The sequence below is a fragment of the Lacticaseibacillus paracasei subsp. paracasei genome (assembly GCF_000829035.1).
GTDB classification, from domain to species: Bacteria; Bacillota; Bacilli; order Lactobacillales; family Lactobacillaceae; genus Lacticaseibacillus; species Lacticaseibacillus paracasei.
Genome location: NZ_AP012541.1, coordinates 2306273 through 2331870, shown reverse-complemented (window position 1 = coordinate 2331870; position 25598 = coordinate 2306273). Strand labels below are relative to the sequence as shown.

Below are 25598 nucleotides of genomic sequence, written 5' to 3'. Positions count from 1 at the left end.
ACGGACTTAAGGAGGTATGTCTCGTGGCTAAAAAAGTAGCAAACATTGTCAAACTCCAAATTCCTGCTGGGAAAGCAACCCCAGCTCCTCCGGTTGGCCCTGCTCTTGGGCAAGCCGGTATCAATATTATGGGGTTCACTAAGGATTTCAATGCACGTACGGCTGACCAGGCCGGCATGATTATCCCAGTTGTGATCACTGTGTACGAAGATCGTTCATTCGATTTCGTCACCAAGACCCCACCGGCTGCTGTTCTTTTGAAGAAGGCTGCTGGTGTTGAACACGGTTCCGGCGAACCAAACACCAAAAAGGTTGCTAAGGTAACCAAGGATCAGGTCAAGGAAATCGCCGAAACAAAGATGCAAGACCTTAACGCTGCCGATGTTGAAGCGGCTATGCGCATGGTTGAAGGAACAGCTCGTTCCATGGGCTTCGAAGTCGAAGGCTAAGACGCACTGTTCGGATTCTCAGTGAAAGCTGAGCGAATCAGGTGGAAGGGAGAAAAACTTATCTCCCAGTGACCACATTTGCAAGGAGGAAAACCCAGAATGGCTAAAAAAGGTAAAAAGTATTTAGAGGCTGCTAAGGCCGTTGACCCGACCAAGCAGTACACCCCTGAAGAAGCGGTGGACTTGCTTAAGAAAATCGACTTTGCTAAGTTCGATGAAACCGTTGAAGTTGCTTATCGCTTGAACGTTGATCCAAAGCAGGCTGATCAGCAGATTCGTGGCGCCGTTGTGCTGCCAAACGGAACTGGTAAAACTGCTAAGGTGATCGTTTTTGCACAAGGCGACCAAGCCAAGGCTGCTGAAGACGCAGGCGCTGACATCGTTGGTGCTGAAGACTTAGTTCAGAAGATCCAAGACGGCTGGTTGGACTTTGACGTTGCCGTTGCAACACCGCCAATGATGGCTCAAGTTGGTCGTTTAGGCCGTGTCCTTGGACCAAAAGGCTTAATGCCAAACCCTAAGACTGGCACAGTTACGATGGACACTGCTAAAGCAGTTAAGGACATCAAGGCTGGGCAGGTTGCTTACCGTGTTGACAAGGCTGGTATCATCCATGCCCCAATCGGTAAGAAGAGCTTCGATGCTGACAAGCTGCTTGAGAACTTCAAAGCAATGAATGATATTGTCTTGAAAGCTCGTCCAGCAAGCACGAAGGGGATTTACATCAAGAGCTTGGCGCTGACTGCTACCATGGCACCCGGCATCAAGGTTAACCCTTCAGACTTCTAATCTGAATCTAGCACGACATGAAGATCCGCACTCGCTGCGGGTCTTTTTTTGATCCGATGTATCAAAAGATATAGACCAATTGCTGCGTGGACGTTATTAAAAGCCAGTAAATTAATTTGCTAAAGTTGGCATATGAGGCGTGAATAAGCTATGATTAAGTAAGTATATGAAGGGAGCGCTTTCAATTATGGCTTATCAGACCATTGATCCGAACACGAATACCTTAGAAAAAACATACTCAAATACCACACCGACGCAAATTAGCGAGATGTTGGCAACTGGGCACGCTTTTTACAAGCAGGAGCGGAACGTCAATCCAGCAACGCGTGCAGCAACATTACATGCAGTTGCTGCCTATTTCCGCAATAACGCTGACGAAATGGCAGCGATTATTACGCGAGAAATGGGTAAGCGCACGGAAGAAGCACTTTTTGAAGTGGAACTCTGTGCTGAGATTGCGGACATGTATGCTGATCGGGCGCCGGCTTTGTTGCAGCCGCAACCGATCAATAGTACTGCTGGTGCTGTTGTGATTAACCATCTTGCAAGCGGGATTGTTTTTGGGGTTGAACCATGGAATTTCCCTTATTATCAATTGATGCGCGTGTTTGCACCGAACTTTATGGTTGGTAATGCAGTCATCATCAAACCATCGAGCAATGTGCCAGCTAGTGGGCTTGAATTTGAAAAGGCTGTACTGGGTGGCGGTGCTGATAAGGGCGCCTTCCAAATTGCCTTGATTGGCCATGCGGATAGTGAAACATTCATTAAAGATCCGCGGGTTGCTGGGGTCTGCCTGACTGGTTCAGAGCGAGCAGGTTCGCAAGTGGCAGCACTTGCTGGCAAATATCTGAAGAAGTCGTTGCTGGAACTTGGCGGAATGGATGCCTTCTTGGTACTTGACGGGGCCGATCTTGATACTGTGATTCCTGAAGCTATCAAGACGCGGTTAATGAATTGCGGCCAAGTCTGCACCAGTTCGAAACGGTTCATTGTTTTAGATAAATATTACGATGATTTTGTGGCCGGTTTGAAGAAAGGCTTTGAGAATCTTAAAATTGGCGATCCGAGTGATCCCACAGTTAATGTTGGCCCGATGACCAGCCAAAAGGCGAAGGACAAGTTGCAGAAGCAAGTTGACGAAGCTATTGCTCACGGTGCTAAAGTGGTTTATGGCAATACCCCGGTTGATTTGCCAGGCGCTTTCTTCCAGCCGACTATTTTGACTGACATTGATCAGGACAATCCGGCTTATCGTACCGAATTGTTTGGACCAGTTGCCTGCGTTTACAAGGTTCACAGTGAAGATGAAGCGGTTGAACTGGCCAATGATGTGCCTTATGGCTTGGGGGGCGCAGTCTTTGCGGGTGACACTAATCACGCAGCAGAAGTCGCAGCTCGGATTGAAACCGGCATGGTTGGTGCCAATCAAAGCCAAAACTATAATGCTGAATTGCCATTCGGCGGTGTGAAGAACTCCGGCTATGGACGTGAACTTGGCGATCTCGGGTTATTCACGTTTGTTAATGAACAAACGGTTACTCGCGCATTACGGCGTTAACTTCAGTAAAAAGCCTTGCAGTCTGCGGGAATTCCCGCAAATTACAAGGCTTTTTTGTTGGCTGTTGAGACTATTCAAGCGTGTCGGCAAGTTTCACGCCCATGGTTTCTTGGCCGAGGAAGACAATTGCTAGGACTGCTATGAGGATGGCGGCGGTGAAAATGCTAAAGATGCCGCCAACTGACCAGTGTGATCCCAAAAGATGACCGACTAACAACGGTCCAACCACACCACCGATGCGGCCGATACCGGCGGCCATACCGGAACCACTGCTGCGGACAACAGTTGGGTATTGTTCAGGAGAATACGCGTATAACGCGCCCCAAGCTCCGAGATTGAAGAAGGAGAGCAACATACCGGCAGTCAGTAGCATTGGCAAACCGGTGGCTAGGCCAAAGCCTAATGCGCTGGCGGCTGTGCCTAGCAGAAACAGACTCAGCACCATTTTACGTCCCCATTTTTCAATTAACCAAGCAGCGACGAAATAGCCAGGCAACTGCGCAAGCGTCATGATTAAGACGTAACCAAAACTATTAATCAGACTAAATCCTTTGAGTACCATGACACTTGGCAGCCAAAGAAACATGCCATAGTAAGAGAAGACTACCATGAACCAGACGATCCACAGCATCAAGGTTGCGCGAACATAAGGCGGGCGCCAAAGGGTGCTGAGGGTTTTGAGCAAGCCGGGCCGCGCCACTTTTTTAAAGACATGCGATTCGTTGATGCCTTCACGAAAATAAAACGCATAGAGTCCGGCTAAACCAGTGGCAAAGACGGCAACGCGCCAGCCCCAGATTGGCATAATGAAGTAAGAAATAATGGCTGCTAACAGCCAACCGGCAGCCCAGAAACTTTCCAACAGGACAACACTACGACCACGTTTTTCAACTGGCACACTTTCTGAAACCAAGGTTGATGCCACTGGTAGCTCGCCACCGAGGCCTGCACCGATGATGAATCGCAAACCAAGAAAAATGCCGTAACTTGTGGCGAAGGCAGAAATGCCGCTGCCAATTGAAAAAACTAGCAAAGTAAGAATCAAGATCGCTTTACGGCCAAAACGGTCCGCCATCATCCCGAACAAAATGGCACCAACGGCCATCCCGATTGAACTGACACTGCCAATCCAGCCCATTTGCACCGTACTTAATTGCCATTCGCTATGTAAGGCTGCAATGACGAAACTTAACATGCCAACATCCATGGCATCAAACAGCCATGCAACGCCGATGCCAACGATCAGCCGCGTATGGCCGGACGGTTTTTTTGACATTTTCGCGCCTCCTTTAATGGAGCCTAGGGTGTCTTGACACCCTAGGCTTGTTTACTATTTCACCAAAAACAAACCGTGATGTCAATGAAAATTTCAATATTTTGACAACTGGAACAGACACAGAGATTTTTCCTTGATGAATCGTAGTTTATTGTCACGGAAAAATTTTTTAAATGCGCGTGATTCATGAAAAAGGCGTTGGCGATCCGTGTTAAGATTGGAACATTGTTTAATTAAAAAATAGAAGAGGGTTCCTATGAAGAAAATCACAGAATGGTATTATGGCATTTCACTCAAAGATCGATTTAAACAACGCACCTATGACGCTATCATGGGGCGCAATATGCTGACCGCTGAATTGATGTTGCTGATTGCAACGATAATCGCTATTTTTATTGACGCTAATAGTCTTAAAATGATTAGTGCCGGGACATGGATTTTGTTAATTGTGACGATCATGATTAACCTGATGAATGAAATCACGCTGCGGCATTATCGACTGCATGTGATTGAAGCAGATACGCCGGAGGAATATCGCCGGTATGAATGGCTGGCGGTGGTGCGTGGTGTGCTCTCAGCGGTGTTAATGGGCGTGTTTATTTTTGCTTTTGAGATGGCTTACGAAGCGGCCATGGATATGAATCCATTACCGCAATATTATTTTGCCAATCATTTGTGGATCGGATTCATTTTCCCAATCGTCTACGGTGCCAGTCGTTATGCTTATTCGTTAACCCGACTGCATGGCACATGGCAAGCCAAGAAGGATGCGTGAGGACAGGACGCTTACTGGTCGCAAGGTGACACTGACGATGCTTCAACCTTTCTTGGCATCAGCTGATGCGTTCACACAGCAACATTTTGCTAATCGTCATGCGATTTTACTAAGATATCCGCAAAGCAGTGCTGTGACGTTTGCTGCAGCAGTATGGGAGAATTCATTTCATGCCAATGCGCTGTATTTTGATGTGGTGGGTGATGTTGCGTGGTTGCCGCAATTACTTGAAGATTTGCGGCAATTGGCCGATCATCATGATCGGCTGCAGTACAGCAGTTATGCTGCCCAATCAGCAGTTATCACGCAATTGCAGGCCAAGCATTTCAGGGCCTTTCGTCGTACGGCAATGAGTGACTATCGGAAAGTTGTCGCTACCCCAGAGGCCGATGTTCGGTCACGGTCCCAGTTGACGTCGGCACAGTGGCATGACGTAGTGCAAATGAGTTTTGCAAACTATGTTGCTGCTCATGCAGATAATCCGGTGACCTTTAACCATGCAACCTTTGAACAACAATTGGCTGAAGCTGAGGACACTCAACCAAGTTTCTTAGTCGAAAACCAGCAAGTGCAGGCATATGTCTTTTGGTTTGAAGATGAACCGGGAGCATTAACCAGTGCATGGATAGGCGGCCAACAGTTTGCTGACATTCGTCGCTTATTGCAAACGGCATTGCTTCAAGTTCGGGCGCGCTATTCAGTGGTGAATGGTGAATTTGATGATACAGATATTCATGCGTGGACTGTGTATCAGCAGTTAGCTCTCCCAGACCCAAAACCATTGATCAGTTGGCAGCTATTGCTTGATGCCACGCTAATGCAGTGATTTAATTTAGCCAATAAAAAAACCGATCTGCCCACGCAGGTCGGTTTTTTTGATGCGTTATGCTTGTTGTTTTGGTCGGCTTGACCAGATGTGTGGAATAAAGACGAGCACCATCACTAGGTTAAGCGCTAAACAGAGGGCTGTGAAAATAAAAACACCATTATAATTAAAAATATTTGAGATGAAGCCGCCAGCTAGCGAGCCAGCCATGGAACCAAAGGCTTGGGCACTTTGATTCCAACTGAAGACGGTGCCGGTATAGCTCACCGGTGTCAACTTAGACAGAAGCGTTTGAATTGTTGGAAACAGCGCGCCATCCGAAACGCCGATCATGAGACGCAGGAAACCGAGCGCCCAAATGCTGCCGACAATGCCTTGAGGAATATACATAATAACCGCGAAAATCAAGCCACTGACCAGAATCTTGCCTGAGCCGATGCGATCACCAAGCTGACCTAGGCGCGGTGCCGCGATGAGGTTGGAAATCCCTGGCAAAGCTGCAATGACGCCTGCAACAACGGTGATTGGACCAACATTGTGCATCAACTCTTTGACATAAAGACTGATAATTGGATAAATGGACATATTACCTAGCTGAATCACCGCGGTGGAGACTAATAGCACCATGATAGCTTTTGGATTATTGACTTGAGACAATAAACTCGGGCGTTTTTCCTTGTTGAGCAAGCGTGGATCCGGTGTGTAATGCTCATGGACCATCGTTAGGCTCAAGACAAACACAATCAGCAGCAAAACGCCGGTGATGATGAAAGTCAGCCGGATTGAAAAGGTCTGGGCAAGAAAGCCGCCGAGAATTGGGCCGATCAAGTTACCGGAAACGTAGCCGGTTGTGAGAATCCCAATCGCAGTGCCGCTTTTTGCCTTTGGTGTTTCGGTTGCAATCAAGGCGCTGGCGTTTGGAATGTAACCTGCTGCCAGCCCTTGCAGAAAACGTAAGGCAATTAAGGCGTAGACATTGTGGACAAAGCCACACGCTCCGATGATGATGGCCATTCCGAAACTGGAACGCAGCAACATCAATTTTCGACCGCGGCGATCAGCGAGTCGGCCCCAGAGCGGACTCACGATCGCAACGACCATGAAGGTGACCCCAAACGTGATCCCTGAGTAAATACTCAGTTGCCCCTTGGTAAAATCGCCAAGTTGATCAACATATAATGAAATAAATGGCGAAACTTCACTGAAGCCCATGCCGGCAATGAAGGTTCCGAGCCATAACACAGCCAGATTTTGCTGCCATGGCTCGAGGCTTTTAAGTTTACTTGGCAAGAGCGCCAACTTCCTTTCAGAAAATAGTTACCTAATTAATATACCTCAATCAGAGGGGGCTTACAATTCGATAGCAAGGAGCCTATTAGTCAGAAATGGATAACAAATTTGGACGAATAACAAAGTGCAATCTACAATGGCGTCTGTTATCTAAAAAAACACGCTCTGTTTTGCGAGCGTTTAAGACCTTGCATGGGATTGGCCGGCCTGCAAAGTTTCTTTTTCTCAAAACATTTTGACACAGGTCGGTGACCATGGTATTCTACTCCTTGTGATCATTCACTCTGCCTAAGACTCAGGGGGCGTAAGCCTTAATTATCCTGCCGAGGTGGTATCGGAAACACTAGATACCTCTATGTCTTGGTAGACATGGAGTTTTTTTATATTTAAAAACTTCAACCAAACTAATGGAGGTGAAAAAAACATGAGTGAACAAGCTATCGCAAAAAAAGCTGAAATCGTTAAAAGCATTTCTGAACAATTCAAGAGTGCTACCAGTGCTGTCGTTGTCGACTATCTGGGCTTAACGGTTGAACAAGTAACCGCACTGCGTAAGGAATTGCGTGAGGCCGGTGTTAAGATGGAAGTCCTGAAGAACACTTACCTGCGTCGTGCCGCTGACGCTAACGGTTATGAAGCATTGGACGATGTTTTCAAGGGTCCTACAGCCGTTGCCTTCTCCAATAACGATCCTGTTGCCCCAGCTCGCATCATGGCCAAGTATGCTGACCAATTTGATGCTTTGAAGATTAAGGGCGGCATCATCGAAAACAAGGTTGCTTCTTTGGATACCATTATGGAAATGTCCAAAATGCCAGATCGCGAAGGTCTGTTGTCGCAACTTGCTTCTGTTCTGCAGGCACCTGTCCGCGATTTTGCATTGGTTGTCAAGGCCGTTGCAGAAGCCAAAGACGAAGAACCTGCTGCATAATGATACGTTACAAACTACCTAATAAACGGAGGAAACAAACATGGCTTTAGATGTAGATGGCATCATTGCACAACTTAAAGATGCTTCCATTTTGGAACTGAACGACTTAGTTAAGTCGATCGAAGATGAATTCGGTGTTAAGGCAGCTGCCCCTGTTGCTGCTGGCGCCGCTGCTGGTGCAGACGCTGCAGCTGCTAAGGATACCTACGACGTTGAATTGACCGAAGCTGGCCAAGAAAAAGTTAAGGTTATCAAGGCTGTTCGTGAAATCACTGGTCTTGGCTTGAAGGATGCTAAGGGTATGGTTGACGCCGCACCTAAGGTTATCAAGGAAGGCCTTTCCGAAGACGACGCTAACAAGCTTAAGGAACAACTTGAAGGCGTTGGCGCAACGGTTACCCTCAAATAACCTAGCTCCATCTTCAAATAAAAGCATCTCGCTCAATCGTGGTGATACCGCGAAAGGCGAGATGCTTTTTTTAACATAAAACGCCCGAAGTCATGTTGCTATGACTTTCGGGGCGTTGATGTCCAATTTCTAAAAGAACTGGCTGTTATTTCATCATACTCGGTTAAGCCTTAATTCGTTGTCGCAGGCTTCTTATAACTATCTAGCGCATCCGCAAGATCTTTGTCTTTAATCGTCACATGCTGGTTCTTCAATACCTGACTGATAACGCGTTGCATGATGCTTGAATCGCGAGACCATTTAGCGTAAACGCTGGCAGTTAGCGCCTTTTTACTGCTAGTAAAGGTGCCTTTGGCGGGATGGTTAATCATTTTAATAACTTCATACCCGTTTGTCACTTTGACTGGTGTCTGCGTGTAGTCACCATTTTTTAATTTGTAGGCAGCATCCTTAAATGTGGCGTCGAGCGTTTTATTGTTTGATTCAAAACTAATCTTCCCGCCGTTATCTTTAGTCGCAGTATCAATGGAATCAGTTTTCGCAAGCGTGGCAAAATCCTTGCCAGCTGCTAAATCACTGATAACTTGCTTAGCAGTGTCCTCGTCGCTAGTTAGAATATGTTGGACAGTCACTTTGGGCTGATAGGTCTTCCAAACGGCCTTGAGCTGGCTTTCAGAAACCTTTTTTAACTTTTTCAGTGCAACTTCACTTAAAAAGTTGGTTCGTAGGCTTTCCTTGAAGCTACTGCGACTGAAACCGTTTTGACTTAAGAAAGCATCGAAATTTTCGCCGTATTGTTGTTTGTAGCTATCATAGGCGTCATTAACTGTTTTAGTGCTAACCGATTTTCCATAGGCATGATTCAATGCACGATAAATGAGCATGTTAGCAAGCATGGTCTTTGTCGTTGGTGACTGTTTGAGTTCCTTGTAGAAGTTACTTTCAGTCACCTTGCCGCCTGAATAGGTCGCAACTTTTTGGTCGGCCTGATTTGACTGACAACCGCTTAGCAGCAGTAAAGCAGTTGCGGTACTTGCCAATAATACTTTAAGGCGCATTTTTTTCTTCATCGACTCGGTCTCCTCTGAAATGCTTACAGTAAACGTTGTGTATTTATTCTAGCGTTGGCAATTGAGAATTTCAATGCAAATACTCATTTTCTAATAATGCTAAAACTTTAAAAACATCTATAGTCTGTAAATGGCTAAATAATAACGCTAAAGGCTAATTTACAGATAGGAAAATTAATAAAAGATTAAAATTTTCGTTGAATCTGTTCTTCGAGAGTATATAATCTTAACTACATCAAGCGTAGGGTTTGATTTGGTTCTGAAACTTTTGGGAAGTGGAGGGTATTGGATGCAAAGGAAAAAGAAAGGGCTATCGATCTTGTTAGCCGGTACAGTCGCTTTAGGGGCGCTGGCTGTCTTGCCAGTCGGCGAAATCCAAGCAAAGGCGGCTATCTCGCAGCAAACTAAGGTATCATCACTCGCAAATACGGTTAAGGCCGCGACTGCTAAGCAAGCGGCCACTGACACAACCGCAGCGACAACGAATCAAGCGATTGCCACACAGTTGGCGGCTAAAGGTATTGATTACAATAAGCTGAATAAAGTTCAGCAGCAAGATACTTATGTTGACGTCATTGTTCAAATGAGCGCAGCGCCTGCCTCTGAAAACGGCACTTTAAGAACTGATTACTCCAGCACGGCGGAGATTCAGCAGGAGACCAATAAAGTGATCGCGGCTCAGGCAAGCGTTAAGGCAGCTGTTGAACAAGTCACCCAACAAACTGCCGGTGAAAGTTATGGCTATGTCGTTAACGGCTTTTCAACTAAAGTTAGGGTTGTTGATATCCCTAAACTGAAACAAATTGCCGGAGTTAAAACAGTCACATTGGCGAAAGTTTACTATCCGACTGATGCTAAGGCTAACTCGATGGCGAATGTGCAGGCCGTATGGTCCAATTACAAATATAAAGGTGAAGGCACAGTTGTCTCGGTTATTGACACTGGCATTGATCCAACACATAAAGACATGCGGCTAAGCGATGATAAAGACGTCAAACTAACCAAATATGATGTTGAAAAATTCACTGATACCGCCAAGCATGGCCGCTATTTTACTTCAAAAGTGCCATATGGGTTTAATTACGCTGATAATAACGACACGATTACAGATGATACGGTTGACGAACAACACGGCATGCATGTTGCTGGGATCATCGGTGCTAACGGGACAGGTGACGATCCAACCAAGTCTGTTGTCGGAGTTGCGCCAGAAGCACAGCTACTGGCAATGAAAGTTTTCACCAACTCTGACACTTCTGCAACAACCGGGTCAGCTACCTTGGTTTCTGCCATTGAAGACTCGGCAAAAATCGGTGCCGATGTCCTCAACATGTCCTTAGGATCTGATTCAGGCAACCAAACCTTGGAGGATCCAGAAATTGCTGCGGTGCAAAATGCTAACGAATCAGGAACAGCCGCCGTCATTTCTGCTGGGAACTCAGGAACATCCGGTTCAGCAACTCAAGGCGTCAACAAAGATTATTACGGTTTGCAAGACAATGAAATGGTGGGAACGCCAGGGACATCACGAGGAGCGACCACAGTTGCTTCCGCTGAGAACACGGATGTCATCAGTCAGGCAGTGACCATTACAGATGGTAAAGACTTACAGCTTGGACCGGAAACCATTCAGCTTTCAAGCAACGATTTCACTGGTAGCTTTGACCAAAAGAAGTTTTATGTTGTCAAAGATGCTAGTGGCGACCTCAGCAAAGGGGCAGCAGCCGACTATACTGCTGACGCTAAAGGCAAAATTGCCATCGTTAAACGTGGTGAACTTAATTTTGCTGACAAACAAAAATACGCCCAAGCCGCTGGTGCTGCTGGCTTGATCATTGTCAACAACGATGGCACAGCAACACCGTTGACTTCTATTAGGTTAACCACCACCTTCCCAACATTTGGGCTCTCCAGTAAAACCGGTCAAAAGCTGGTTGACTGGGTCACAGCACACCCGGATGATAGTCTCGGTGTCAAGATTGCCCTGACGCTGTTACCAAATCAGAAATATACTGAAGACAAGATGTCTGACTTCACATCCTATGGGCCAGTTTCCAATCTTTCCTTCAAACCAGATATTACCGCACCAGGCGGCAACATCTGGTCAACGCAAAACAACAATGGCTACACAAATATGTCTGGTACGTCAATGGCCTCGCCATTTATTGCCGGTTCACAAGCATTGTTGAAACAAGCGTTGAATAACAAAAACAACCCATTTTATGCTGACTACAAACAACTTAAAGGGACAGCGCTCACCGATTTTCTTAAGACAGTTGAGATGAATACTGCCCAGCCAATCAACGATATTAACTACAACAATGTTATCGTATCGCCGCGGCGGCAAGGTGCCGGTCTGGTTGATGTGAAGGCAGCCATTGATGCATTAGAAAAGAATCCGTCAACGGTTGTCGCCGAAAACGGCTACCCGGCAGTTGAATTGAAAGACTTCACGAGTACGGACAAGACCTTTAAACTGACCTTCACGAACCGCACGACCCATGAACTAACCTATCAAATGGACAGTAATACGGATACTAATGCCGTTTATACATCAGCGACTGACCCTAATTCTGGGGTTTTGTATGACAAGAAGATTGATGGGGCAGCCATTAAAGCCGGCAGTGACATAACTGTGCCTGCTGGGAAAACGGCGCAGATTGAATTCACACTATCTTTGCCGAAGTCTTTTGACCAACAGCAATTTGTTGAAGGTTTTCTGAACTTTAAGGGTAGCGATGGTTCGCGCTTGAACTTGCCATACATGGGCTTTTTTGGTGACTGGAATGACGGTAAGATTGTCGATAGTCTCAATGGGATCACTTATAGTCCTGCTGGTGGTAATTATGGCACCGTGCCACTATTGACGAACAAAAATACAGGCCATCAATATTATGGCGGCATGGTCACAGACGCTGATGGCAAACAGACAGTTGACGATCAGGCGATTGCTTTTTCGAGTGACAAGAATGCCTTATATAATGACATCAGCATGCAGTATTATCTATTGCGCAATATCAGCAACGTCCAAGTTGATATTCTTGATGGTCAGGGCAATAAAGTTACGACTCTCAGCAGTTCCACCAATCAGACGAAGACCTATTATGATGCTCATTCGCAGAAGTACATCTACTACAATGCTCCAGCGTGGGATGGCACCTATTATGATCAACGTGATGGCAACATCAAGACGGCTGATGATGGCAGTTATACTTATCGTATTTCCGGTGTACCGGAAGGCGGCGACAAACGTCAAGTGTTTGATGTGCCTTTCAAGCTCGACTCTAAGGCGCCGACAGTTCGTCATGTCGCTTTGTCAGCCAAAACGGAAAATGGGAAAACCCAGTATTATTTGACAGCTGAAGCCAAGGATGATTTGAGTGGTCTTGATGCCACCAAGAGCGTTAAAACTGCAATTAATGAAGTGACGAATCTTGATGCTACCTTTACCGATGCTGGGACAACGGCTGATGGGTACACCAAAATTGAAACGCCATTATCTGATGAACAGGCCCAAGCACTTGGCAATGGCGACAATTCGGCTGAGCTGTACTTGACTGATAATGCATCCAATGCCACTAATCAAGATGCCAGCGTTCAGAAGCCGGGGTCTACATCGTTTGATTTAATTGTGAACGGCGGCGGTATCCCAGACAAGATCTCAAGTACCACAACTGGCTACGAAGCCAATACTCAAGGTGGCGGGACGTATACGTTTAGTGGAACGTATCCAGCAGCGGTTGACGGTACTTACACTGATGCACAAGGAAAGAAACATGATTTGAACACAACCTATGATGCTGCGACTAACAGTTTCACTGCCTCAATGGCGGTCACGAATGCTGATTACGCCGCGCAAGTGGATCTATATGCCGATAAGGCGCACACCCAGTTGCTTAAACATTTTGACACCAAAGTTCGGCTGACGGCGCCAACCTTTACTGATTTGAAATTCAACAATGGCTCGGATCAGACCTCCGAAGCGACCATCAAGGTTACAGGGACGGTTAGTTCTGACACCAAGACAGTTAATGTTGGCGACACCGTAGCAGCACTTGATGCACAACATCACTTTAGTGTTGATGTACCGGTTAATTATGGTGACAATACCATCAAGGTGACCGCCACCGACGAAGACGGCAACACCACGACGGAGCAAAAGACGATTACCTCGTCTTATGATCCTGATGTGTTGAAGAATGCTGTGACGTTCGATCAAGGTGTGAAATTTGGTGCCAATGAATTCAATGCCACCTCGGCTAAGTTCTATGACCCTAAGACCGGGATTGCGACGATTACTGGTAAGGTCAAGCACCCAACGACAACGTTGCAGGTTGATGGTAAGCAAATTTCAATCAAGAATGATCTGACTTTCAGTTTCACTTTAGATTTAGGTACTCTTGGACAAAAACCGTTTGGGGTTGTTGTGGGTGACACCACTCAAAACAAGACCTTCCAAGAAGCGTTGACCTTCATTTTGGATGCAGTGGCGCCAACATTGTCATTGGACAGCTCGACAGATGCACCGGTTTATACCAACGATCCGAACTTCCAGATTACCGGAACGGCCACTGACAATGCACAATATCTGAGTCTGGCAATTAACGGCAGTCATGTCGCCAGCCAATACGCAGACATCAACATCAATAGCGGCAAACCGGGTCATATGGCTATTGATCAGCCCGTTAAATTGCTCGAAGGCAAAAACGTGCTGACTGTTGCTGTTACAGATAGCGAAAACAACACCACGACCAAGAAGATCACAGTTTACTACGAACCAAAGAAAACACTGGCAGCACCAACTGTGACGCCAAGCACTACTGAACCAGCCAAAACGGTGACTCTGACGGCAAACGCTGCCGCAACGGGTGAAACTGTTCAGTATAGTGCTGATGGTGGCAAGACATATCAGGATGTTCCGGCAGCCGGTGTCACGGTCACGGCAAATGGCACCTTCAAGTTTAAGTCGACTGATTTATACGGTAATGAATCACCGGCCGTCGACTATGTTGTGACCAATATCAAGGCTGATGATCCTGCACAATTGCAGACAGCTAAGCAGGCACTGACTAATCTGATTGCTTCCGCCAAAACGCTAAGTGCCAGCGGTAAGTATGATGATGCCACAACGACTGCTTTAGCAGCGGCAACGCAGAAGGCACAAACGGCGCTTGATCAGACGGACGCCTCAGTTGATTCACTTACTGGTGCCAATCGAGATCTGCAAACTGCGATCAATCAATTAGCTGCCAAATTACCTGCAGATAAGAAGACTTCGCTGCTTAACCAGTTGCAATCTGTGAAGGCTGCGCTGGGAACGGACTTGGGCAATCAAACTGATCCAAGCACTGGCAAAACATTTACGGCAGCGTTAGACGACCTAGTGGCACAAGCTCAAGCAGGTACGCAAACGGCCGACCAGCTTCAAGCGAGTCTTGCCAAGGTACTTGATGCAGTATTAGCAAAACTTGCGGAGGGTATTAAAGCGGCAACACCGGCTGAGGTTGGCAATGCTAAAGATGCTGCAACTGGCAAAACTTGGTATGCCGACATTGCTGACACATTGACGTCTGGTCAAGCCAGTGCTGATGCGTCTGACAAGCTTGCACATTTACAAGCTTTGCAAAGTCTGAAAACGAAGGTGGCAGCTGCCGTTGAAGCGGCCAAGACAGCTGGTAAAGGCGACGATACAACCGGTACTAGCGACAAAGGCGGCGGTCAAGGTACCCCGGCGCCCGCTCCAGGCGACACAGGTAAGGACAAAGGCGATGAGGGCAGCCAGCCTAGTTCTGGCGGTAATATCCCAACAAAGCCAGCCACAACGACGTCAACGAGCACGGATGATACGACTGATCGTAATGGTCAACATACATCCGGTAAGGGGGCATTACCCAAGACAGCAGAGACAACTGAGCGGCCAGCGTTTGGCTTCTTGGGTGTCATTGTGGTCAGTCTGATGGGGGTATTAGGATTGAAACGGAAACAACGTGAAGAATAGCCTGTCCATGCGTTACGTTTAGGGCAGCAGCGTATCGGCAAAAAGTAAAGCAACAACCTATCATGGCTTTGAAGCCATGGCAGGTTGCTGCTTTTTTATTGTCATATACTTACCGTAAAATCAAATCGGATTGAATCACCGTCTGAGCAATGTCATCGCGCAAGGCCAGTTTTAACGCTGCTGCACCGATGGCTGTAACATGATGATCGATCGTACTCATTTGCAGTAATCGACTGGAGAGCTGATTCTCTTGACCCATTAAAGAAGGGATGGGCAGGTGATGGTCGACGAAGTACTGGCGAAGACCGGCCGTGATATCGTCCCCATTGCCGAGGATAAATTCTGGATGCTCATTGACTAACCGCGCACCAGCTTGATAGCCATCTTCGAAGGTTCGCATGTGATAGACAATCATTTCGTTAGCAGGACGTTTACCGAACACATCCACATAGCTGTTAATGGTAAGTTTACTAGTCGCACTTTGGGCATAGGGCCGACTTAGCAGCAAGGCGATTTTGCTGTAGCCTTGGTTACCCATCCACTGGAATGCCTCTTGATAAGCAGGTGTTCGGTCGGCGTAAGCGGCGGCGAGTTTGATTTTTCCCGGATTTTCGCAAACCACAATAGGGCCATATTTTTGATACTTAGCAATTGTGCGCAGGCCAAGACCATGAGACGTGAAGATCAAGCCATCATATGCATGACGGCGTAAGTCTTCTAAATAGTCTTGTTCGAGTGACTGATCATAGCGAGATGGCAGGATCACCGCATGATAATTGCCGGCCATTGCTGCATTCAAAATGCCGGTCACAAGCTGTTCAAAATAGGGATGATCGGTGTGCGGCAAGATGACCCCGATTGTCCGCGTTTTGCCTGCGCTAAGGTTTTGTGCCATTGTGCTTGGTACGTAATCAAGTTGATCGATCACTGCTTGAATCGCTGCGCGGGTTGAAGGCGCTACATAATGTTGCTGATTGATGACGCGCGAAACCGTTGCCGTTGAGAAACCGGATAGTCGAGCAATGTCATGAATATTCGCCATAAAAGCACCTCCAGTTCCAGTATAACAAGCAGTTAAAGCCAAGCGTACAAAAAGCCGACGTGTCAGTGGTCATTTTGTTTTAGACCCTGATATGCCGACTTTTGTGACATAAACGTTGATCTTAATGCAGTAGCTCATTGTGAGCATGACTAAGCGATTGCAGCTGTTGCCGTTTGGGTCATTGTTTTCAAATCCTGATCTTGTGCAATTGCCGCGGAGATTGTCTGAAGCCGATCCTGAATGGTTGCCTCAGCTGTGTCGACAGGGACTAACAAGACAATCGCCTGACTGATTTGGTGACCAGCGGCCCAAGGTAAAGCCTTGCCAAAATCAAAGCCAATAACAACAGGTTCTGTCAAACTGGTGACATGACCATACGTTAAGATTGCCTGATCGTTGATGGTTTGCGTTTGCTCACCCGCGCTGGCTAACAAGGAACTTAGAACCTCTTGATAGTCAAAATTGAAATCATTGGTCAACTTTAGAGCGATGGCCTTCAAGGCGCCAATTTGCGTATCCTGATAAACAGGAAGTTCCTGATAAAGATGTGTTTGCATTAACATGATGTTTACCTCCTATGAGTTGATTGAAAATAACTGCTGACTTGATTGAGATCATTGCCTAAATGTGGTTTCTAAGCGCGTCGGAGCACGCTTTGGCGGAAACGCGTTCACAGTCGCAGAAACCTGCACATAAGAACCTCAAGCCTAAATGGACAAGACCCAGCCATTTAGGCTTGAGGCCACTTACACTCCGGTTTCTAAACGGTCTTGCTCACGCTCTTGACTCTAGACTGAGTGTAATTTCTGTAACGCGTTTCAGGTCAAGCGTTTTCAACTAAAAAAGTTAAAAAATTTTTCAATCATCTTGCAAACTTACATCACCTTACAAAAAGGTCAGAAAGGGTGCGAGGGGCTTGTAGATTTCCTATAATGAATAGGAATATAGAAACGGAGGACGCAGCAATGAAAAAACTATTCCGAGAAACCGGATCGTTTTTAAAGAAACATCTCACCACACTTAAAGTACTGTTTGTGCTAGCAGTCCTAGTGTTTGTGATTTTTGAGGTTGGCCGGATCAGCCAAGACTTGAATGGAGAACAAATGCGGGCGAGCCTCGCCACGCAAAGCCCTGTTTCGCTCTTGATTTTGTTAGTTGTGGGGCTGATCGCCGTTACACCGATGCTAACTTATGATTTTGTGATTACTGAATTGTTACCAGGGCACTACAAACCGGCTTATGTCATTAAATCAGGCTGGATTGTCAACACCTTCACCAATATTGCCGGCTTTGGGGGGTTACTGGGTGCTAGTTTGCGGGCAAACTTTTACCATGAAAAAGCGTCTCAAAAGCAGGTGCTATTTGCGATTTCAAAAATCGCGATGTTTTTGTTGGCTGGGTTGTCGCTTTGGTCCATGATCGGGATTGTCGTCATTTTTGTTTTTGGTATTGGGGCGGAGTTTGCTAACTATTGGGTCTGGCTTGTGGGCGGTGCGGCTTATTTCCCATTGCTCATGATCATCTCCCATGTGCGTGATAGTGAATTCTTTGCCGATATGCCACTCAAGCGCCAGTTGCGCCTGACGCTGGGATCATTTCTTGAATGGGGCGGTTGTGCTGCATTCTTTCTTTTGATTGGTTATTTTCTTGAGGCGCCCATTCCACTATTGTCTGTCTTGCCGTTGTTCATGGTGGCGAATGTCATCGGGGTTATTTCAATGGTGCCCGGCGGCTTGGGTTCTTTTGATGTGTTAATGATTGTTGAACTCGGCCAGTTGGGTCTGGACAGCAGTGCCGCCGTTGTTTGGCTGCTTTTCTATCGGCTTTTCTACTATGTCATTCCGTTCCTGATTGGTGCCGGTTTGTTTGCGCAAGATGCTGGCAAGCGATTGAATGCTTACCTTGAAGGCTTACCAGTGCAGTTGATTCGCAAAGCAGCATTCGGCTTTCTAGTGGTTTTCCTGTATTTTTCTGGGATTATGTTACTCTTGCGCGGTGTTGCGCCTGATCTTGCTTTTCAAAACACCTTGTATCAGCGCCTTTATCCCTACACCTTCCTATTCCTTGATCGGGTCACAAATGTCATTGTGGCTTTCTTAATTCTTGGCTTTGGCCGTGGCATTGCCAGCCGCGTGAAGCGCGCTTACTGGCCGACTGTGATTGTGTTGATTGTGGCGATGGTGGCGTCATTGCGCGAGGATAATCATCTGCGCTTTATCGTGTTCCTTATTTTGGTGGTCATTGCGCTTATCTTGACGCGTCGTGAATTGACCAGAGACCGGTTGGCGCTGTCGTGGGGCAACAAGCTGATTGATGGTGCCGTCTTTGGCTTGACATTTATCTTTTATGCATTTGCTGTGTTCTATAATGCGCCTGCCATTCATCACCGGCATGTGCCAGATGTTTTCCTTTTCCCGTCTGAGCGGATGTTCTTCACTACCTTAATCGGGGTCATGCTGGCCGCGTTGACGGTGTATCTCATCTTCCGATATTTGTCGGCGTCGACAAAATCGTTGGCCGATCCTTACGATGAGGCGCGCTTGAAGGCGGTTGTGGCTAAATTTGGCGGGAACGAAGTGAGCCATCTGGGACTGATGCGCGATAAATCGCTGCATTTTTATCAAGTGGACGGTGAAGATCGCGTGTTCTTCCTGTTTAAAAAGAAGGCTGATAAACTCATTGTCATGGGTGAACCGGTTGGAGATGAGACCCAAATTCCAGCCGCGATTGCTGACTTTATGAAGCAGGCAGATGATCAGGACATGTCGTTAGTCTTTTATGAGATTAACGAAAACCTGACGATGAAATTGCATGAATTTGGCTTTGACTTCATGAAGTTTGGTGAAGAAGGTTATGTGGATGTGACAACCTTTACATTGGCTGGCACGAAGCGAAAAGGTGAGCGGGCGCTCATGCACAAGTTTGAGCGTGAAGGCTACAGTGTCGAGCTGCTCAAGCCGCCGTTTGATGATGCTTTGCTAGACGACCTTCAAACCGTGTCTGATTCATGGTTGGACGGGCGCAGTGAGAAAGGTTTCAGCTTGGGGTTCTTTGATCGCCATTATCTGAATCAGGCGCCGATTGCGGTTGTGCGAGCGCCGGATGGCAAGATTGTGGCGTTTGCGACCGACATGCCGACGGGTAATAATGAGGTCACTAGCATTGATTTGATGCGTTCTAGTGCCGATGCGCCTTCTGGTATTATGGATGAAGTGTTTATTCATCTGTTTGAATTGGCCAAGGATCGCGGCTTTAAGTATTTCAATATGGGGATGGCCCCGCTGGCGAATGTCGGTACGTCTAGTTATTCTTTTATTGAAGAAAAGATTGCTCACCTTGTGTATGAATACGGCTATCGGTTTTATGGATTCCAAGGATTGCGCTCGTATAAAAATAAATATGTAACTGAGTGGGTACCGAAGTACGTTGCTTATCGTAAACGGACGTCATTGCTATTCACGTTGCTGCAGATCATGATGGTCGTGAATCAGAAGGTCACTTTTGCAACGCCGAACAAGTGGTGGCCAAAGCGGTTAGCCTGGGTGAGCCGACTCGGTCAAGGCATTGACAAATAACCGGATGTTAGGTGTTATTAGAGTATGGTCTTTGACAGTCCTTTTTCATGGCTGAGGGCTAGCAGATAATTTTTAGCGCTGCGCAAAACAAGGAGGCACCAATATTGAATCACTATTATACGAATGATCCTGATTTGGCCCATGATGAGCACAGCTTTGACTTTGAGCTAGGTGGGCATTCGCTCCGCTTTACCAGCGATAATGGCGTGTTTTCGAAACACACGGTGGATTTTGGCAGTCGGGTTTTGATCGCAACCATACTGGCAGACGAATTGCCAGCGGGACCGATACTTGATGTTGGAACGGGTTACGGGCCGATTGGGCTTGCTTTGGCGAAGCGCTTTCCTGATCGCCAAGTAACGATGAGTGATGTGAATGAACGTGCACTTGCTTTGGCACAGCGCAATGCAACGGATAACGATATCAGCAATGTCACGATTGTCGAAAGTTCCATGTATGATCAGATAGATGGCCAATTTGGCGTGATTGTGACGAATCCGCCGATTCGTGCTGGTAAAACCATCGTTTCCGGTATTCTTGCCGGCGCTGCCGAGCATTTGTTGCCGCATGGTCAGTTATATGCGGTGATTCAAAAGAAACAAGGTGCGCCATCTGCATTGAAACTGATGAAAACAATTTATCAAGATGCCAGCATTGTAAAAAAGGAACACGGGTACTATATTCTTAAAGCGACAAAATAAGTGTTTTTATACTAGGCGTGGTACACTCAGGTCAGGACAGAAAGGAGCAATATGACATGACAAAATCGAAATATCTCGCATTAGGTGGTGCAGTGGCCGCTGCCGCAATCGCAGCAGGGGCATTTGTGTGTGCCAAAAGCTTGACTGAATATTTTGAACGGCAGCACCAACGGCGTCAGGTTGAAGGCTTCGTGAAGAAGATTTTTGGCGACAGTGATCGGGTTCAAACCGTTTTAGATAAATTGAGCGATGATGATGTTGCCAGTCTGCTCCGGGTTAGCGACAAGCTGCGCAGTCTAAAAGACAGTGCTAGCGAATATGCCGGATCGGCTCGCGACCAAGGCATGGCAGCCATTGATCGCTTAAAGGCAGCACTGAGTCACTAGCCGTTAGTTTAGCGACATGTGGCTATCACACGTCAGGTAAATAAACTGGCTGCGTGATCAAAATAGCCGTCCATGAGGATTTTCCTGATGGACGGCTATTTATTGGCATCAGAATGATAAAACAAGGAGTGCTTGGCAATCATGGACGAACACGACATCAATCAATTTATGGATGCGGCTCTAACCGAGGCCAAAAAAGCCGCTGCAATCGGCGAAGTGCCGATTGGCGCAGTGATCGTTCATCAAGGCGAGATTATCGGCCGTGGTTATAATTTGCGTGAAACAACTCAAGACGCGACGCATCATGCCGAGATGCTGGCGATTCAGGCCGCATGCAAAACGCTTGGTACATGGCGCCTGGAAGATTGCAGCTTATTTGTCACGTTAGAACCATGTCCAATGTGTGCCGGCGCTATGATCAATGCACGCGTGGCGACGTGTTACTTTGGTGCCACTGATCCTAAAGCAGGCGTTGCTGGCACTTTTTATAATTTATTGGCGGACACCCGCTTTAATCATCAAGTTGCTGTGGTCAGCGGCATCAAAGCCGATGAAAGCGCCACGTTGCTACAAACGTTTTTCCGAACGATCCGGGCCAAAAGAAAAGCCGCCAAGCGGGCTGGTCAAACCAGTGAGAATCAGTTATAATGAAAACTGCCGAAAGGCCTTAAGGCAATGGTGGCTTTCCGAATCGTGTCAGGTCCGGAAGGAAGCAGCACTAAGGTAGGTTCGTCATGTGCCTTTTGTTATTGAGAAATTGACCGGTCGCTTGTAATTGGAGCGGCCGTTTTTGTTGTCGCAGATTCTGTCTACTCATGAGGCAGCTATGGTAAACTAGAACACAGCGAATATTTCACTAAGAAGAGCGTGAACGGGCGCGTTTAGTCACCGGAGCATAAGCGGGTTCAGGGGTGATGGCTGGTTTTGGGCCATTGCACCTGAGGTCCTTATGAGCAGGTGACGGCGCCGGTAAGCGCGTTTAAAGAAGAGCGTGAACGGGCGCGTTTAGTCACCGGAGCATAAGCGGGTTCAGGGGTGATGGCTGGTTTTGGGCCATTGCACCTGAGGTCCTTATGAGCAGGTGACGGCGCCAGCAAACGTGTTTAAAGGAGGCGGCACGGTGAGTTATCAAGCGTTATATCGGGTGTGGCGCCCGCAGCAATTTAAAGATGTGATTGGCCAAGAAGCCATCACCAAGACGCTGAAAAATGCGCTGATTACTGGCCAGACAAGCCACGCCTATCTTTTTACCGGCCCCCGCGGTACCGGTAAAACATCGGTCGCCAAGATTCTGGCAAAGGCATTGAACTGTCTACACTTGGAGGATGGTGAGCCAGATAATACTTGTGAAATTTGTCAGGCTATTAATAATGGCAGTTTGACCGATGTTATCGAAATTGATGCTGCTTCTAACAACGGCGTGGATGAGATTCGTGACATTCGGGACAAGGCAAAATATGCGCCAACACAAGCTCGCGTCAAAGTGTATATCATCGATGAAGTGCATATGTTATCGAGCGGAGCCTTCAATGCTCTGCTGAAAACGCTGGAAGAACCGCCGGCGCATGTGGTGTTTATTTTAGCCACGACGGAGCCACATAAAATCCCAGCAACGATTATTTCGCGAACACAACGATTTGATTTTCGCCGGATCACGCCGGAAGATATCGTTAAGCGAATGCGTTTTATTTTGGATGATAAGCAAATCACATACGACGATGCTGCGTTGAAAGTGATTGCCAAAGCAGCTGAAGGCGGCATGCGGGATGCCTTATCGATTCTTGATCAAGTGTTGAGTTTTGGCGATAATCACGTCACAACGGAAGATGCACTTGATGTCACAGGCGGTGTGACTACTGCTGTTTTGGGCAAGTATTTAGCCGCGGTCCTCGCCAAGGATCATGCGCAGGCATTGAAAATGATCGAGGATTTGTTAGCGTCAGGTAAAGATGCTGGGCGGTTAATCGAAGATCTGATTGAATACTTGCGGGATCTGTTGGTTAATCAACAAGCACCGACACTCTTGGGTGATTTAGAAAAAAGCTTACTTGATGATCAATTCAAAATTCTGAGCGAGAACTTCAAGCCAGAGCAGATCTACCACATGATTGACGTGTTGAATAGCACGCAGCAACAACTGCGGATGACCAATCATCCGGAAATTTATCTAGAAGTGGCAACGGTTCGATTAAGCGAAACGACAACGCCACAGGTTACGGCAGCACCAGCACAGGCAGAAAATCCGCAATTTGAAAAATTGACGGCAAAAGTCAAACAGCTGAGTGATCAACTGAAACGGGTCGAGGCGAACGGCGGCACCATTCCGCCACCAACCAGAACCCGGAAACATGTGAAGGCCAAAGCCAACCATGTCAATCGTAAAGCTATTTATCCGATTTTAGGTGCCGCAACCAAACAGGACCTGACCAATTTAAAGGATGTTTGGCCGAATCTGCTGGGTCTGCTTAGTATCACGAAACGCGCCATGATGAAAGTCAGTGAACCGGTTGCTGCCAGTCCTAACGGTGTGATCGTGAGTTTCGATTATGATATCTACGTTGAACGCGCCATGAATGATGCCGCACTGATGACGGAATTGGAAAGTGGTCTACAAAAATTAACCGGCAAGCAGCCAAAAATTGTTTTGGTTCAAAGTGATGTCTGGCCAACCATTCGACAAGATTATATTCAAGAATTGAAGGCCCCTGAAAACAAGGAACAGAAAGCTGACACTAAACCGCAGATACCGCCAGTTGTTAGCAAATTAACAGAACTATTTGGTAAAGATGCACCTAACGTAACAATCAAAAATGACTAGAAAAGGATGATGAAACATGCGTGGAATGGGTAATATGCAAGGCATGATGAAGCAGATGCAGAAAATGCAAAAGGAAATGCAGGCAGCACAAAAGGAACTGTATGCAACGGAGTTTGAAGGCAAGTCAGCTTCCGATATGGTCACCGTTAAGTTTACCGGTGAAAAGATCATGAAAGACATTCAAATCAAACCAGAAGCCATCGATCCAGACGATCCGGACATGCTCCAAGACCTGATTATCGAAGCGGTTAATCAAGCCATGGGAACCATTGATAAGGAAACTCAAGATAAGATGGGTAAGTATACACGCGGATTGCCAATGTAACAACAGAGCGCAAAAAGGCGCGGTTAGAAACCGGAGTGTAAGCGGCCTTGAACCAAAAGGGCTGGGCTTTGGCCCTTTTGGTTCAAGGCCGCTTACATGGAGGTTTCTGCGCCTTTTTGCGCGTTTCGGAGAACAACAATGGACCACAAGTATCATCAAGAAGTCTTCACCGCATAAACCGAACTTTTACAACAACCCAAGTTCGCACCCAAAGTTTCAGCAACATAAGCAAATAAGCATCATTTTGAAACCAAAGCTGTTCTCATGACAGCAAAGATCATCACTCAGTACGTTTTCACAACAAGAGGGGACACTATGCAATATCCAGAACCGATCAGTAAATTGATCGACAGTTATATGCGCCTCCCGGGTATCGGGGCAAAAACCGCAACACGGCTGGCTTTTTACACCATTGATATGAATAAGGACGATGTGACGGCGTTCGCTAAAAGTCTTGTCGCGGCAAAAGAGGATCTGCATTATTGTTCCATTTGTGGCAACATTACCGATGAGGATCCGTGTGCTATTTGTCGCGATAAAAGTCGCGACCAAAGCACGATATTGGTTGTTGAACAACCTAAAGACGTCATGAGCATTGATCGGGCTCAGGATTATCATGGCTTGTATCATGTATTACATGGCGTTTTATCACCAATCGAAGGCCGCGGTCCTGAAGATCTGAATATTGAGAGTTTGTTAAAACGGCTTAAGGCAAATAAGGCAGTCAAAGAAGTCATTATCGCCACTAATGCCACGCCTGAAGGTGAAGCCACCGCCCAATACCTAGCTCGGCTGATTAAACCAGCTGGTATTAAGGTCACTCGCTTAGCCCATGGGCTGTCGGTCGGCAGTGATATTGAGTATGCTGATGAAATGACCTTGATGAAGGCGGTTGAAGGAAGGACTGAGCTGTAATGTTTGGACGCAAACAGGTAAAGGTCAAGGAAGAAAAAGACGAAGAACTAATGATGCTCGTCTATCGTGTCCGCGACCAGATGGCGGCACAACGCAAGCTCGTTGCTACTTTTCGCGAAGTCGACGAACAAACCAAAGCGCAAGTAGCCTTACAGACAGGCCTGTTCGACTTTCTCTACCGCGAAGCGCGCACCCGCCAAATCAAGGGCGAACTTGTGGCCCGAGTGGCTGCGGAGCAAATTGCGGAGTATAGAGATTTATAGAGCGCAAAAAAGCGCGGTTAGAAACCGGAATGTAAGTGGCCTTGAACCAAAAGGGCTGGGTTTTGGCTCTTTTGGTTCAAAGTCCTTACACGGAGGTTTCTGCGCTTTTTTGCGCGGTTCAGAGAGTCGTGAAGGGGTAACAGAGCTTTTCCACGTACCAACAAGAGAACGTTCAACGCGCCAATCATTTGCTACGCCG

Annotated in this window: 21 protein-coding genes, 1 other RNA gene and 1 other annotated feature; of the genes, 17 read left to right on the top strand and 5 right to left on the bottom strand. The window is 46.9% G+C overall.

The features are described from left to right. Positions 1-23 precede the first annotated feature (23 nt). The 3 genes from rplK to LBPC_RS11405 all read left to right on the top strand — a co-directional run bounded on the left by rplK (position 24) and on the right by LBPC_RS11405 (position 2799). Positions 24-449: a 50S ribosomal protein L11 gene (rplK, locus tag LBPC_RS11415; protein ID WP_003567155.1), complete on the top strand. Its 426-nt coding sequence runs from the start codon at positions 24-26 to the stop codon at positions 447-449. 99 nt (positions 450-548) lie between these two features. Then, complete coding sequence (gene rplA / locus LBPC_RS11410; RefSeq protein ID WP_003567153.1) at positions 549-1238, top strand: 50S ribosomal protein L1; 690 nt, start codon at positions 549-551, stop codon at positions 1236-1238. Positions 1239-1425: 187 nt separating this feature from the next. Then, positions 1426-2799, top strand: coding sequence for an NAD-dependent succinate-semialdehyde dehydrogenase (locus LBPC_RS11405; protein ID WP_003591597.1), 1374 nt, complete (start codon positions 1426-1428; stop codon positions 2797-2799). A 70-nt stretch (positions 2800-2869) separates the two neighbouring features. On the opposite strand, the gene LBPC_RS11400 is transcribed toward LBPC_RS11405, so the two are convergent. Further along, positions 2870-4075, bottom strand: coding sequence for an MFS transporter (locus LBPC_RS11400; protein WP_003661841.1), 1206 nt, complete (start codon positions 4073-4075; stop codon positions 2870-2872). A gap of 256 nt (positions 4076-4331) precedes the next feature. On the opposite strand from LBPC_RS11400, the gene LBPC_RS11395 reads away from it, so the two are divergent. Both LBPC_RS11395 and LBPC_RS11390 read left to right on the top strand, forming a co-directional pair. Next, a complete protein-coding gene (locus tag LBPC_RS11395; protein ID WP_003661843.1) occupies positions 4332-4850 on the top strand; it encodes a DUF3278 domain-containing protein in 519 nt (172 codons plus the stop codon). Beyond that, positions 4843-5676 carry a hypothetical protein gene (locus LBPC_RS11390; protein ID WP_003661845.1) on the top strand — a complete coding sequence of 278 codons (834 nt, stop codon included), beginning with the start codon at positions 4843-4845 and terminating at the stop codon, positions 5674-5676. Before LBPC_RS11395 ends, LBPC_RS11390 begins: the two co-directional genes overlap by 8 nt. A gap of 57 nt (positions 5677-5733) precedes the next feature. On the opposite strand, the gene LBPC_RS11385 is transcribed toward LBPC_RS11390, so the two are convergent. Further along, positions 5734-6966 carry an MFS transporter gene (locus LBPC_RS11385; RefSeq protein ID WP_003567142.1) on the bottom strand — a complete coding sequence of 411 codons (1233 nt, stop codon included), beginning with the start codon at positions 6964-6966 and terminating at the stop codon, positions 5734-5736. A 269-nt stretch (positions 6967-7235) separates the two neighbouring features. Beyond that, positions 7236-7356: a sequence feature (ribosomal protein L10 leader region), on the top strand. A 34-nt stretch (positions 7357-7390) separates the two neighbouring features. Between LBPC_RS11385 and rplJ the strand changes: the two genes are divergently transcribed. Together rplJ and rplL are read left to right on the top strand one after the other, a co-directional pair. Further along, complete coding sequence (gene rplJ, locus LBPC_RS11380) at positions 7391-7897, top strand: 50S ribosomal protein L10 (protein ID WP_003603186.1); 507 nt, start codon at positions 7391-7393, stop codon at positions 7895-7897. Between the two features lie 40 nt (positions 7898-7937). Continuing rightward, entirely contained in the window at positions 7938-8306 is a 369-nt protein-coding gene (rplL, locus tag LBPC_RS11375) for a 50S ribosomal protein L7/L12 (protein ID WP_003567138.1), read from the top strand. A gap of 170 nt (positions 8307-8476) precedes the next feature. Here the strand turns inward: rplL and LBPC_RS11370 are convergent, their stop codons facing one another. After that, positions 8477-9376, bottom strand: a complete 900-nt coding sequence (locus LBPC_RS11370) for a peptidylprolyl isomerase PrsA (RefSeq protein WP_003661851.1) — start codon at positions 9374-9376, stop codon at positions 8477-8479. A gap of 289 nt (positions 9377-9665) precedes the next feature. Between LBPC_RS11370 and prtP the strand changes: the two genes are divergently transcribed. Then, positions 9666-15374, top strand: coding sequence for a PII-type proteinase (prtP, locus tag LBPC_RS11365; protein WP_003661853.1), 5709 nt, complete (start codon positions 9666-9668; stop codon positions 15372-15374). 109 nt (positions 15375-15483) lie between these two features. On the opposite strand, the gene LBPC_RS11360 is transcribed toward prtP, so the two are convergent. Beyond that, on the bottom strand, positions 15484-16416 hold the full coding sequence (locus LBPC_RS11360; RefSeq protein ID WP_003661854.1) for a LacI family DNA-binding transcriptional regulator: 933 nt from the start codon (positions 16414-16416) through the stop codon (positions 15484-15486). Positions 16417-16565: 149 nt separating this feature from the next. Further along, entirely contained in the window at positions 16566-16979 is a 414-nt protein-coding gene (locus LBPC_RS11355) for a hypothetical protein (RefSeq protein ID WP_003571317.1), read from the bottom strand. A gap of 402 nt (positions 16980-17381) precedes the next feature. On the opposite strand from LBPC_RS11355, the gene mprF reads away from it, so the two are divergent. From mprF to LBPC_RS11315, 9 genes are all read left to right on the top strand, one after another. Further along, a complete protein-coding gene (mprF, locus tag LBPC_RS11350) occupies positions 17382-19991 on the top strand; it encodes a bifunctional lysylphosphatidylglycerol flippase/synthetase MprF (protein ID WP_003603175.1) in 2610 nt (869 codons plus the stop codon). 104 nt (positions 19992-20095) lie between these two features. Then, the gene (locus LBPC_RS11345) at positions 20096-20692 is read left to right on the top strand and encodes a class I SAM-dependent methyltransferase (protein ID WP_003661857.1); all 597 of its coding nucleotides are present in this window, start codon (positions 20096-20098) and stop codon (positions 20690-20692) included. A gap of 56 nt (positions 20693-20748) precedes the next feature. Then, entirely contained in the window at positions 20749-21078 is a 330-nt protein-coding gene (locus LBPC_RS11340; protein WP_003567111.1) for a hypothetical protein, read from the top strand. Between the two features lie 141 nt (positions 21079-21219). Further along, complete coding sequence (tadA, locus tag LBPC_RS11335; protein ID WP_003567109.1) at positions 21220-21726, top strand: tRNA adenosine(34) deaminase TadA; 507 nt, start codon at positions 21220-21222, stop codon at positions 21724-21726. A gap of 16 nt (positions 21727-21742) precedes the next feature. Then, an RNA gene (gene ffs, locus LBPC_RS14845) (signal recognition particle sRNA small type) lies at positions 21743-21829 on the top strand. 369 nt (positions 21830-22198) lie between these two features. Next, positions 22199-23896, top strand: a complete 1698-nt coding sequence (dnaX, locus tag LBPC_RS11330) for a DNA polymerase III subunit gamma/tau (RefSeq protein WP_003567107.1) — start codon at positions 22199-22201, stop codon at positions 23894-23896. A gap of 16 nt (positions 23897-23912) precedes the next feature. Further along, positions 23913-24221, top strand: coding sequence for a YbaB/EbfC family nucleoid-associated protein (locus LBPC_RS11325; RefSeq protein ID WP_003567105.1), 309 nt, complete (start codon positions 23913-23915; stop codon positions 24219-24221). A gap of 315 nt (positions 24222-24536) precedes the next feature. Next, positions 24537-25136, top strand: coding sequence for a recombination mediator RecR (gene recR, locus LBPC_RS11320; RefSeq protein WP_003567101.1), 600 nt, complete (start codon positions 24537-24539; stop codon positions 25134-25136). Then, the gene (locus LBPC_RS11315) at positions 25136-25399 is read left to right on the top strand and encodes a YaaL family protein (protein WP_003567100.1); all 264 of its coding nucleotides are present in this window, start codon (positions 25136-25138) and stop codon (positions 25397-25399) included. Before recR ends, LBPC_RS11315 begins: the two co-directional genes overlap by 1 nt. Positions 25400-25598: the final 199 nt, after the last annotated feature.